This window comes from Microbacterium hominis, assembly GCF_013282805.1.
In the GTDB taxonomy this organism is placed as follows: domain Bacteria; phylum Actinomycetota; class Actinomycetes; order Actinomycetales; family Microbacteriaceae; genus Microbacterium; species Microbacterium hominis_B.
Genome location: NZ_CP054038.1, coordinates 1,324,889 through 1,336,368, shown reverse-complemented (window position 1 = coordinate 1,336,368; position 11,480 = coordinate 1,324,889). Strand labels below are relative to the sequence as shown.

Here is an 11,480-nt window from a genome sequence, read left to right as displayed (position 1 = left end):
CCAACGTCAGACCCGTCTGCTCGGCTCCGTTGCTACAGGAGGACCTCTGTGATCGGAGCGCCAGCGACGCCGGGCTCGATGGCGAGCGTTGGCCGGTAGCGAGGGCCGTTGATCGTATCGCCGTCCCATTCGTAGGCGATGGTGCGGAGGGTGTTCAGGTGCCGCCCGACCAGCACGGCCATCGCGAAGGGGCCGTGGAAAGCGAGATGCACCTCGGCCCGCCCGTGATCCGCGGACAGGCGCTTGACATGCTGGGCAACCGCATGGCTAAGTCGGCCCGCTTCGTGGGGATCGATCCGATTGGAACTCGTCACGGAGACGATCTCGACGCTGGCGAACCCCTCTCCGGATTCGCGCACGAGGTGCTCGAGCGCGGTGAGATCGGGGGCGGCGGTCAACGTCACGAGGACCGCGACTCTGCCCGCCGTGTCGCTCGGCTGAGCGACCTCGATGGGAAGCGCCTCGACCTTGAGTTCGGTGACGCCCGGATCGTTGCTGGCTGGTGTGGACTCCCAGACGTTGTTCTGTACATCGAGGACCGCGACGTTGCCGATCTTGGTTTCGGGCAATGCGGCCCCGAGCGCGAGTCCGATCGAGAGGTGTGCGCCGCCGGAGATCTGGACGCGCTTCGCGCCTGCCGCGAACACCGCATCGCTGGTGAGCGGGAGCGTCCGCCGGAGGAGTGCGAGGCCGTCGGGTGACGGAAGGCGGCCGTCGGTGGCCTCCTTGATCCGCATGTGAAGGTCATCATCGTCGGCATCTGCGGCGACCGGGGCTGGGCGGCTCTGAGCTCGAATCGTGAAGTCCCGGCCCTCTGCGCGGATCTCAGGGCGCCGTTGTTCGATGCGGTGCATGAGGAGGTCACGAACGATCTCGAGCTCGCCCGCGGGGTCGAGCACGTTGGCCTGCTTCTTGTCGGCCAGTGTGCGGGCCGGCGCGAGCCGCAGCAGCCGATCGGGCGCGTCATAGTCGCATTTCGACTCGCTCGCTTCTCGTGCGATCTTGTTGGCGATGCACAGGCTGAACGCGGGGTCCTCGTCGAGCTGAAGGAGTCGGGGGAGTTCGCGTTCGCGGACGATATCGCTGTCGACGATGTCGGGCGTCACGACGAGTACTCCTGCCGAAAGCCCCTTGGTGAGGGCCTGCTCGAGGCGATCGGTGGTCGTCCCTGGTCGCAGGTCGACGCGGTCTCTCCAGACGACGAGACCAGCGGCTCTGAGCAAGTTCTCCAACGACTCCGCCTGCTGTGTCCCGTCGGACTGGCGGTACGAGATGAACACGGGCCCATCACCGCGGACTGCGCCATCGGGCAGCGGGCCCAGCTGACCGAATCGTGGCGCGGGCAGGGTCACGTTCGCATCTCGCGTGACGACTCGGCCGAGTCGCTGACGTTGTGCAATCAGGCCGAAGTACGCGCCCGTGTCGCCGGGCGTGAATACGAGGAGAGCGACGGAGCGGTCAGCCGCCTTGGCAGCGCCGCGCATTGCGTTGCGGTCGATTGTGCTCGGGCCGGAGGGTGCGGGATGGCTGTGCCACTCTCCGACGTAGCCGATTGGGTCGTCCTCTGCTCTATCCGAGAGGAACTCTGAGAGCCGCTCGTTTGCTCGAACGTCGTCGCGGACGTAACGGTCCTTTGTCGCGCCACCGCCATCGACCACGAGGGCGTGCGTGATCACGAAGTTGTCCATCTCGCGGTATCCGAGGAGGATGCCGCCGGTTTCGAGTGGCAAGCGTTTCGCTGTCTCGGATGCGATCGTTTCGTGGGCGTCAGCGCGCACGTCGATGCTCGGAGCGGATCGAGTCATTGGACAGTCCTTGCTGGGCCGACGAGGGCTCGTACTTCCCCGGAGGGGTGGACGGGATGTTCGATTAGGAGGCCTATGACGTGACGGACGGTCGCGGATGCCGCCTCGACGGCCACGTGGGGTGGTGTTGGCGAGATCGGGCTGCCGCACCCGGCTTCGAATAGGGCGGGCTGCCGCTGATCGACGTCGACCCTTGAGGGCGGAAGCGGGTCGGCGCCCTCAAGCGGCGGGAGTAGGTCGACGCGGTAGGTGGCGCCGTCGTACTGAATCGAGGCAGAGATGATCCGCTTCCGCGCGGATCTGGCCGCGACATGCAGGAGCGCGGTCGTGGCGAAGTCGGCGCTGGTATCCACGACGAGATCGTGGCTGGTCAAAAGCTCCATTGCGGCGTCACCGGACGAGACGGCTTCGTCGAGCTCCTCGATGTCGTCTGCGGCGATCTCATGCCGGGCGACAAGATGTCGTTTGACCGCGGTGACTTTCGGCATCCCCACCATCTCCGGTCCGACGAGGTGGCGGATGAGGTTGCCGGGCATGACGATGTCGTTGTCCATGAGCGTCAGGTGTCGGATACCGGCACGTGCGAGCAGATCGGCCGTGAACGAGCCAAGCGCGCCGACGCCGACGATCGCGACCCGAGCTTCGTGGAGCAGAGGCGCAATCACCCCTGAGCGGGCCGTCTTCGCCGCGGTGGTGTCGGCTGCTGCGCGGAGGCGCCGGGCAGCGATACCCCCATCTTTCGTCGGCAGTACTTCGAGGACGATCGCGCCGTCATGGATGCCGCGACGGTAAATGAGTACCACGAGATCGACTAGGTGACTCCGGATCCGGCGGTCCAGGTCCACGTCGGGGGCGATGCGGGCCGCGATGTCCTGCCAGGATCGCGGTGGAACGTCGATGTCGCCGAGATCGGCTACATAGCCGAAGCGGTCTTTGCTGTGCTTGGACGCCTTCGGCGGGCGCGTGCCGCTTCCGATCCGCATGGTGTTGTTGCTACTCGGGCGGAATCTAACGAAGCCGTTTGGGTAGCCGGCGAGGTCATCGTAGAGATAGAGGCGCTCGTCCTCGGACGCGTGGAAGTATCGCTCGAGATCCAGATCGGGACGATCATCAGGCCACCCGGCATCCGCCTGCTCAAACCACGCAGTCACGTGCTCCAGAAAGGCCGACGTTTCAGTCCACCACAGATTGTCGTGGTCATCTTCCGCGACCAGACAAAGCGCGCCGTCCAGTTCTCGATGCCAAGACCACGTGACGCTGTTGGGGTCGACCGGAAGTACGCGTGGCGGCTGGAAGGGGAAGCGGGCCCGAAACGAGATAACGACGTCGGTCGATCCGCCCGTGTGTGCGATTGTGCCTCGCCACCCGGTATCGCCTTCGACGAAGCCTGCGCGAATCAGGCCCTCTTCGAAGTGCTGACGCGAGTGTGCGACGTACTCGTCGTACTCGTCGATCGTCAACCGAAGGTCCTGGTCCCCGCCGGCACGACCCGTTCACCGGCGGAGATGGCAAACTCCCGCTTCGATCCGTCATCGTTGAAGCCCGGCGGCATCGAGAAAACGGTGTCGTCGTCGCCGTTCTTGCCGAGCAGCTTCTGGAACGCCAGCGCCGCTTGGCCCTCGTCCTCCTCCTCGAGAGCGGCCCGCGCGTCAGCGGCGGCGTCGATGAAGCGACTCCTAGCTACCTCCAGTTCGTCCTCCGTCGCGCGGATGCTGATGGTATGCCCAGTGAGTGTGGGGTCGCTGAGCGGGATGCCGTAAGTGACGAAGCTCTCAACAATCTTGCTCACCTCCTCGAGCGCCGAGGCGTAGTACTCCGCGTGATCACTGCCCACCACAAGACCTGAGGCGAAGGCTTGGTACGTCGCGACCTCGAAGAAGAAGCCACCCGGCTTCTTCTTGCCGAGGAGCGCGCGCCGGGTCTGGCGGAGCAGCTTCACCGTCGGGACGTAGAAGCCGTGGTGCGCGGTGTTCATCGCGGTCGACAGGGACGTCAGCGATTCGGGGTTGGTGCGCACCCACTGGTTGTCGTCGCCCTTCTGCGGGATCTCCCAGCTCTCGCCGTCCCAATGCGGTCGTGCGGGAACAGCATCGACGTCGAGGTCATATTCGGGGAATGCGACCTTCAGACTTCTATCCTGTCGCTTGGTCCGCTGGTGCCCATCGTCGTCGCGTCCGAACTCGTTGTGCAGGACGGTAAAGAACCGATCGAGGATCTCCTTCGACGTGACGTCGCTCGGCATGTTGGGGAGTCGGACGAACACGTCAACGTCCTTCACCCGCCTGATCGACACGCTCCGCTTGTAGGAACCGATCAGCACCGGGTCCACCCCGTACTCGGCGAGCTTCGCATCAGCCGTGAGGGCATCGCGGACCAGGCGATGCGCCTCGGGTGCGTTGGCTTTGTCGTCGCCGGGCTCGATGGCGCTCAACGCATCCTTGAACTGCTGCTTCAGGTGAGCCACTGGCGTACTCCGCTCATGGTGGGGTTGGTCTCTCGAGTCTACGAATGGGGTGCGACATTAGGGCCCGGCGCCCGGCTGCGCCCGCCTGCTCGAGCTAACGGCGCTCCGCAGAATGCGCCGATTCGAGAGCCATCCGGCTCATCTGGTGTCGTCCTGGTCGTTCGCCGCATTGCACAGCCCGCTTCTCCAGAGACCGCAAGCCGGCGCTTTCGAACGGAGTCGTCGCGAAATCCCGGGTCGGCTCGCGGCCCGGCGAAAGCGCCCGGGATGCACCCGCATCGGGCGACGTGCGGCCTTCCCTCGTCCCGCGGCGCGCGGGCACTCGCCTAGCCCCGCCGCGACAGCTGGCTACACCGCACCCGCGTCCGCCTGGGCATCATCATCGCCAAGCAGGTTCGCGAGGGGTCCCCGCCAGTCGTAGTGCGCCACAGGAACGACGAGACTCCCCTCAAGAAGGTCGTGAACATCGCCGGCTGTGAGCTGCCATCTCGCGGTGAGCTGCTCGGGAGATTCGTCCTCAGTGAAGAGGACTAGCACGATGTCGTCCTCCTCCGTCATCCGGGCCTCCTTGGAGCGTAAGAGGTTCAGTGAGAGGGACAGCTTCGCTGGGGATGTCTGCGAAATCTGGAGGAGGCCATCGGTGTCGCGAGGCACGAACGGGGCAATGTGCGTGTCCCTTAACATGTATGCCAAGGTGTCGCGACCCCACTCTGGCGGGCGATCGGGAAACAGTTCGGCCCGGTCATCGCGGTCCGGATCCTCCCAGTCGAGAGCGCGCACCGGCTCGTCGAACTCGATGTCGACACGCACGTCGCGGAGTGATCTCATCTCCGGGTTCGTCACGCGAACGCGAATCCCTACGGCGATCCGCGCCGCGAGATCGTGGAGTCCGGATGCGGGATCCGCAATTGCAGCCGTGGTCCAACGCTCGATCTGACGGCGGAAGTCGGTCTCCGAGCGCCGTTCCATCAGGCCCTGGGTTGCGAGGATCCCGAATGGTCCGTCACCTCGGTCTGATCCGATTCCCCGCAGATAGTCATCGTTCGCGTCCTCGACCCAGCTCACGACTCGCTTCGGATCGAACTGGACGCCCATCGCCGACCCTTCGATGGCGACCGTGATCTCGGGCAACTTGGGAGCCTCCCCGGACGCCATCAGTCTCGCGAGCATTGCCTGGACTTCGATCCCCTTGGCCTTCTCCGTGTTGCCATCCCCGCGAAGGTAGATGTCTCCGTTGAACACCCCCTCGCCGTCGGCCAGACACGGCCAGATCCGCGCGGTCGGTGGGTCAGCAATGATCGCGATCACGTCATGCTCGTCGTCGACGCGAACACGCTCGAAGTCCCATCCCGGTCCGTCTGCGCCGGTCAATTTCCTTACCTCGCGTTCGAGATCCTTCGCCTCAAACGCGGCGATCCCCGAGATCACGCCAGCGCTGACGCCGAGAAGCATGACGGCGTGTCCGCCAAACCGCTTTGCCGCCTTCACGGGATCGCGGTTCGCGGCGCCCAGAACGAACTTCGCGACTTTGTGACGATCACGCTTACCGTTCAGATCGGCATCCGACTTCAGCTCAAGGAAGTACCTCTCCTGGCGGTCATCGGAGGCCGCAGCCCACTCAACCAGGGCCGACCATCCCCGCGCGCCGGTGGGAAGACGGCTGAGGTCGATCTCGGTCATAGCTCGATCGAACCATAAGACTCCGACACCACGGTCAATTGCGCGGATCCTTGCCTGAGTCGACCTCATCTGGATCGCCGACGAATGCTCGCCGTTTCATGATGCTCCTCCGGGATGCCGCGAGCAGGCCGTGTCCGTTCGGAGTCCGCGCGATTCGTGCCACAGACTCGGGATCATGACGACCGACGACGATCCCGATGATCCCTTCGTCCTCTCTCACGACGAAATGCTGCCGCTAATCGAGGTCGCGCACGGCGCTCGAATTCTTCAGCACATGTTCGAGGCGATGGGACCCCCGCTCCCAACCTCATATCTCGGCCCTGACGCCGACGGCGGACGCGGTCTTCGTGAGATGGCGGAGTGGTGCGAGGGATACCTGGACGCCGCGATAGACCATCTCGTGCTCTGGGCCGACTACGCCGTGCCCCTCAAGTTCCATCCCGATGCGCGACTCACATTCGCCCTAAGACCTGCGCTCACCTTGGCGCGGGCGGCGATGGAGAGCGCCGCGCAGACGATCTGGATACTCGCTGCGCCGGACAGCGAAGCAACGGCTAGCAGGTTCTTTGCGCTCGGGGTTGCGGACACCATCGAGCATGCGAAAGCCACGCCGCCAGGGCCAAGCAAGGATGAGTTGCTTGCCGAGCGGGACAGACTCTGCGAGGCGCGGGGCGTCACGGCCAAGACCTTCAGAGGTCCCACATACGTGGAGATGGTTCGCTACGCAGCCGAGCTCTGGTCCGACGCTGGGACGGGGGCGACGGTCGAAGCAAAGTCGGACCTACTCGCCACCCCCGAGTCCGGTCCTGAGCCGGAAGACGAACCCGTGCCCGCTTACAGCGGAGCACACTTCACCCCCGATCGAGTCGAAATGCTCTGGCGCGCGTCAGCGGGCGCTGCCCACGGCAAGCAGTGGGTGCCGCGTGAATTTGGGGCCATGATCGCGGATGGCGGCCATAGATACCGGGTTCCGAGCCGTGCCGCCGTCCTGGAAGTCCTGAAGCTCGCCGAGAAGATCTTGACGCTCGGACTGGTCCTATACGCACAGATGAGTGGCCGCGAGGAAGAGTGGTACGACCTGCGACAGGCGGGCCTGGTCCACGTCGCGACCAACATGACTACCCACAATGGCGTCCCGCTTCGACCGGAGGATGTACCCGACCTACGCCCGGAACCCGAGCCTCGGTAGGAAGCACGCCTAGGCCCCGAAACTGCCCAAGCAGGACTTCAAGCGCAGATAGAGCTGTGCCGCCGACACTGGTCCCCGCGCGCGCAAGCCGGTCCTCGTGCGTGCGAAGGCGATGCTTCTAGCGCTTCGAGTCATTAGCGCGCGATCTGCGCACGTATGACCGGTGCAGTCTGATGAACGCTGAGCGGACGGCTAACGAAGCTGCACTGCCCGCTGAAGCCGTCGCGTCGGGGTTCGGGTCTCAGCCCACCGACATCGATTCATTTGACGCCACACCCGCGTCGCGGTAGCGCCGCTCGATCGCCCGGACGCGCACCAGTCGCACGAGCGTGACGGGCCCGTTCACCACGAACTTGAGCGCGTTCCACAGGCACACCAGTACGAGCAGATTGATCCAACCGGGCGCTCCGCCGGCAACCCACTGTGCGAGCGCGGCCCCGATCACGACGTAAACGACAGCGAGAAGCATCGCCGGCACGCCCCACTTCAGGCCGCGGCGAGTGTGCGTGGCGCGGATGATCATGTTCGTCGGCATGGTCCGCTGGAAGAACGTGTAGATGCGACTGACGAAGGCGATGAGCAGTTGGAACATGGGCCAGGCCTCTCCTTCAGGCGTGGATCCTGCGGTTGCGCACAGGCTACGCCCGCCCTTCCGACGTTGATAGAACCACCCACTACGGGCTGTGGACAGCGCGCGTGCGCGATGACGCCCGGTGCGGCTGTGCAGGAGCATCTGCCCGCGAAAGCCAGATCGCGCGATCCCGCGCCGCGACTGCGGCCGCGGCATCCACCCGCTGGTTCGGTGACGTTGCGGGTGCGCCAAGCGCGTCATCTTCGAAAACGCCGTACCGGTCACGGTACGCGGCAACGATTCGGGCCTGATGCCGCCAAGCACCCGCGCGCGCCGCGTCGACGGGAACTCGTCCGAGCGAAGCGACCCACCTCTCCCCCGACGCCACCGCAGAATCGACGAGCGCCGCCGCACGCTCCTCGACGAGATGCGCCCGTTCGTCGAGGGCACGCCGCATCTCGGCATCCATCTCCCCCATCGCCTCCGGAATGAGGCCAGCGATCAGCCGACCCCTATTCCCCCGCGAACTGCCGCTCGACGGCTGAACGAGGACTCGCTCGAGCCGCTCGTGGAGCACAGCCGCCGCATCCTGAGCGTCGTCGACTCCACGCGCGGCGACGATCCGCGCCAGAAGTGTCTCGACGTTGCGGCCAAGCGCCTCGGCACGTCGAAGGCCCGCAGTCAGCGCACCGAAGGCATCGGACTCGATCGCCGCTTCGGCCAGTTCGACGGGCAGCCCGCACGTGTGGATGAGGTTCGTCCACCGTGGCCGTTGTGCGGATGCCGCGATCGTGTCGTACTCGGCGGCGAGTTGCGCGATCGATCCCCAAGCCTCCTGCTCGGAGGCGATCGTCTCGTGTGCCGACAGCTCGGCGCCGACGTGAGCGAGTACGCCGGCGAGGATGTCGCGGGCTGTGGCATCCGGACGCTCACCGGGATGCCGAGCGGAGTGATTGTCGTCAGGGCGCGACACGACCACATACGCGGTGTTCGAGGCTCGACCCCGCGTCATCGCGACGTACAGGTTCTCGCGCGTCGTTCCGGGTTCGAGGACGGCGTGCGCGGTGTCGGTCGTGATCCCCTGCGCGCGGTAGGCGGTCACCGCGTAGCCGAGGTCTACGTTCTCAGCCACGTACTCGGAAGGCAGCGTGAGTGGTCGAGAGCCGGCGCGGTCGGCGTTCTGCACGCGCAGCGAGCCGTCTCGACGAACGGCGACGACCTTCCAGCGCGCGCCGTTGCGTACCCAGTCGCGTCCCGAGCGCAGGCGGCGGTCGTTCTTGCGGGTGATGATGACGTCACCAATGGATGCTGCGGACTCGCCTCGGAGGGGTGCTTCGGCCGAGGCATCCACGGCGCCAGTGAGGATCAACTCGGCCCGCGCCCGTCGATTGAGCGCGGCGACCGCCTCGCCTGTATCTGCGACGAGAACCGACGACCTGCCCGACGAGACGTCTTGGAGCCATGCGCTGTACGCGGCATCCGCCATCGCGTCGGCATCGCCGCCTGCGATCCGATCGTGCGCGCCATACGCATCGAGAGCCTGCACTCGCCCGCTGCGCAGGTCGAGGGATGCCTCCTTCTCCCAGGCATTGCGAAAGCGGTGCACGTCAGCAAGCTCAGGTGCATCGGTGCGAGCCTCGACGAGCATCCGGAACGCACCGCCGGCGTCGACCGACTGCAGCTGTGCCCAGTCCCCCACCAGGAGAACCTTCGCCCCGGCCCGCGTCGCGAGTGTGTTGATGCGATCGAGCGTGAGCGTGTCGGCGAGGGATGCCTCGTCGATGATGACGAGCTGACCCGCACGGACCGTCGCGCGACCGTGATGATGCTCGTGCAACCACTTGGCGGTGTTTTCGGTCGCGATGCCGAGGTCATCGGCGAGTTCGCGCGCGGCAGCCGCGGACGGTGCGAGCCCGATGACCGAGCCTCGGCCGTGCTCGTGCTCCCACGCGAGACGGAGCGCGTGCATCGCGGTTGTCTTTCCGGCACCCGCCGGGCCGATCAACACGTCGAGCGATCGCGCGGAGGTTGCGATCGAGTGGAGCGCTGTGCGCTGATCATCCCCGAGCACGATCCCGTGATTGCGGCGCGCGCGCTCGGCGCGCTCGAGAGTTGCAACACTGACCATCGGCGCAGAGGCCGCCTGCGACGCAGTGAGCAGTCGCTCCTCCGCATCCAGCAGCGCAATCGATGAGTAGCGCGCGGAGTTGCGCGGGCGGAAGACGCTCGTCTCATCCGCACGTCGGAACTCGGCGGGCGAGACGGCGAGCTCGGGTGGTGTGAGGCGCGTGGAGCGCTGCTCCGCAGCATCCGTGATCATGGCCACGATCGCCTCGCGGTCCTCGGTTGCGGCGAAGCGCCACCCCATCGTTTGGCGCGCGGCTTCGGCGTAGAGGTTCCAGCGCGTCCACGTCGATCGACGCTCGCTTGCCGCTTCGACAACGCGCTCTGCGAGCTGGTCCAGGATGCTGTGCTCGATGTCTTCGGCGCGCATCGGCTGCGCAGGGTCACGGTGATTCACCGCAGTGCGCGACCAGACGGTCGCGTCGACGCCGAGCAGTCGACTCGCTCGCGCTCGCCACTCATGCGTGAGATCCGCGAGCGAGCGGAGTTGCTTCTCGGGACGAGTCGCGAGCGTCGCCTTCTGGCGCAGGCGGATGATGGTCACCTTCGACGGCGCGCGCCCGTGGGCGGCGATGTACTCGTCGATCAGCCGATCCTTCTCGATGTCGATGTGACGCGAGCGCGACGAGAACTCGGCGACGAGATGCTCAGGAACGGTGGCGACCGCCCACACCGGGTTGCGGTCGGCTTCGCGCGCGCGGCGCTCCCACTCGACGCCCAGCGCACGCGCCAGGTGATCGGCGAACGCGGCGGCGTGTAGTTCGGACAGCGCAACCGTCGCCGCGTGCAGCGGGCGCCCATCGAGCGAGCGCCACTTGCCGTCGAACACGGTGCGCACCTTGTTGCTCACCACGACGTGCGTGTGCAGTTGCGGATCGCCCGCGCGCGAGTCGAAGTGATCGAACGCTGCGGCGATGAGCCCCGTCACGTCGACCTGCGCGACAGCGCCGTCACGGCCCGCTTCGCCGGCACGGGTCGCCACGACCTCCCGCTCCATGAACGCGAGCACGTCGTCGATCGCCTTGTGGTGCGCGGTCGCGATCGTGGCCTGCGTGTTGGCATCGGCGACCGCCCAGAGCACGGACGCCGACTTCGGTAGCGAGAAGGTGAAGTCGTACCCGGCGACGGCGCGGCGGCGGGTCGGCGTTGGGGTGTCTGGGTTGGCGCGGTCGGGGCTCGCATCGGATGCCGCGTACACGGGGTAAGCCCGACCGAGCGGTGCGCCCGCCCCGGGGTCGCGCCCCATCCCAAGGAGCAACTCGAGCTGGGCCTCCGACACCCGCGATCCCGCGTCGATTCGGCCGTCTGCCAGCGCCGGCAGTCCGCTCCCGAGCCAGCGACCCGGCGGTGTGCCGGCCTCGGCGTAGTAGCGGGAGAGTGGGGTGGAGAGCGGCCGGTCACCGTCCGCCGCGGCGACGGTGCGGAGGAGGTACTTGTACCCATCCCCCGCGCTCATCACCCGCATCGACACCGACACCACGCACCGCCTCTCCTCCATACGAGAGGTGGTGCCGGCGCGCCCGCGTCAGCAGGCGCACACCTCGATCTGCAAGACGTGTGGAGGTCTGAGGCTCGCGCCCGACGGACTGCTTAGCGTTCAGACTGGGAACCGGGACCCCGGTAAAATATTGCTCTACTGAGACTTTG

At 66.3% G+C, this 11,480-nt stretch carries 7 protein-coding genes; 1 reads left to right on the top strand and 6 read right to left on the bottom strand.

The annotated features are described in order from the left end of the window. Window positions 1-32 precede the first annotated feature (32 nt). The 4 genes from HQM25_RS05810 to HQM25_RS05795 form a co-directional block, all read right to left on the bottom strand. A complete protein-coding gene (locus HQM25_RS05810; protein WP_172989384.1) occupies window positions 33-1,805 on the bottom strand; it encodes an SAVED domain-containing protein in 1,773 nt (590 codons plus the stop codon). Beyond that, window positions 1,802-3,265 carry a HesA/MoeB/ThiF family protein gene (locus HQM25_RS05805; protein ID WP_172989383.1) on the bottom strand — a complete coding sequence of 488 codons (1,464 nt, stop codon included), beginning with the start codon at window positions 3,263-3,265 and terminating at the stop codon, window positions 1,802-1,804. The genes HQM25_RS05810 and HQM25_RS05805 overlap by 4 nt, the downstream gene beginning before the upstream one ends. Then, entirely contained in the window at window positions 3,262-4,269 is a 1,008-nt protein-coding gene (locus tag HQM25_RS05800; RefSeq protein WP_172989382.1) for a nucleotidyltransferase domain-containing protein, read from the bottom strand. The genes HQM25_RS05805 and HQM25_RS05800 overlap by 4 nt, the downstream gene beginning before the upstream one ends. Window positions 4,270-4,617: 348 nt before the next feature. Further along, the gene (locus HQM25_RS05795; RefSeq protein WP_172989381.1) at window positions 4,618-5,949 is read right to left on the bottom strand and encodes a hypothetical protein; all 1,332 of its coding nucleotides are present in this window, start codon (window positions 5,947-5,949) and stop codon (window positions 4,618-4,620) included. Window positions 5,950-6,124: 175 nt separating this feature from the next. Between HQM25_RS05795 and HQM25_RS05790 the strand changes: the two genes are divergently transcribed. Further along, the gene (locus HQM25_RS05790; protein WP_172989380.1) at window positions 6,125-7,138 is read left to right on the top strand and encodes a hypothetical protein; all 1,014 of its coding nucleotides are present in this window, start codon (window positions 6,125-6,127) and stop codon (window positions 7,136-7,138) included. Window positions 7,139-7,379: 241 nt separating this feature from the next. Here the strand turns inward: HQM25_RS05790 and HQM25_RS05785 are convergent, their stop codons facing one another. Beyond that, window positions 7,380-7,730, bottom strand: a complete 351-nt coding sequence (locus HQM25_RS05785; RefSeq protein ID WP_172989379.1) for a sulfate permease — start codon at window positions 7,728-7,730, stop codon at window positions 7,380-7,382. An 82-nt stretch (window positions 7,731-7,812) separates the two neighbouring features. Beyond that, the gene (gene mobF, locus HQM25_RS05780; protein WP_172991530.1) at window positions 7,813-11,298 is read right to left on the bottom strand and encodes a MobF family relaxase; all 3,486 of its coding nucleotides are present in this window, start codon (window positions 11,296-11,298) and stop codon (window positions 7,813-7,815) included. Window positions 11,299-11,480: the final 182 nt, after the last annotated feature.

Bases quoted from the DNA above. Each gene is read 5' to 3' on its own strand.
- HQM25_RS05810 (WP_172989384.1), bottom strand. From the start codon at position 1,805: ATGACTCGATCCGCTCCGAGCATCGACGTGCGCGCTGACGCCCACGAA.
- HQM25_RS05795 (WP_172989381.1), bottom strand. From the start codon at position 5,949: ATGACCGAGATCGACCTCAGCCGTCTTCCCACCGGCGCGCGGGGATGG.
- HQM25_RS05790 (WP_172989380.1), top strand. From the start codon at position 6,125: ATGACGACCGACGACGATCCCGATGATCCCTTCGTCCTCTCTCACGAC.
- HQM25_RS05785 (WP_172989379.1), bottom strand. From the start codon at position 7,730: ATGTTCCAACTGCTCATCGCCTTCGTCAGTCGCATCTACACGTTCTTC.
- mobF (WP_172991530.1), bottom strand. From the start codon at position 11,298: ATGCGGGTGATGAGCGCGGGGGATGGGTACAAGTACCTCCTCCGCACC.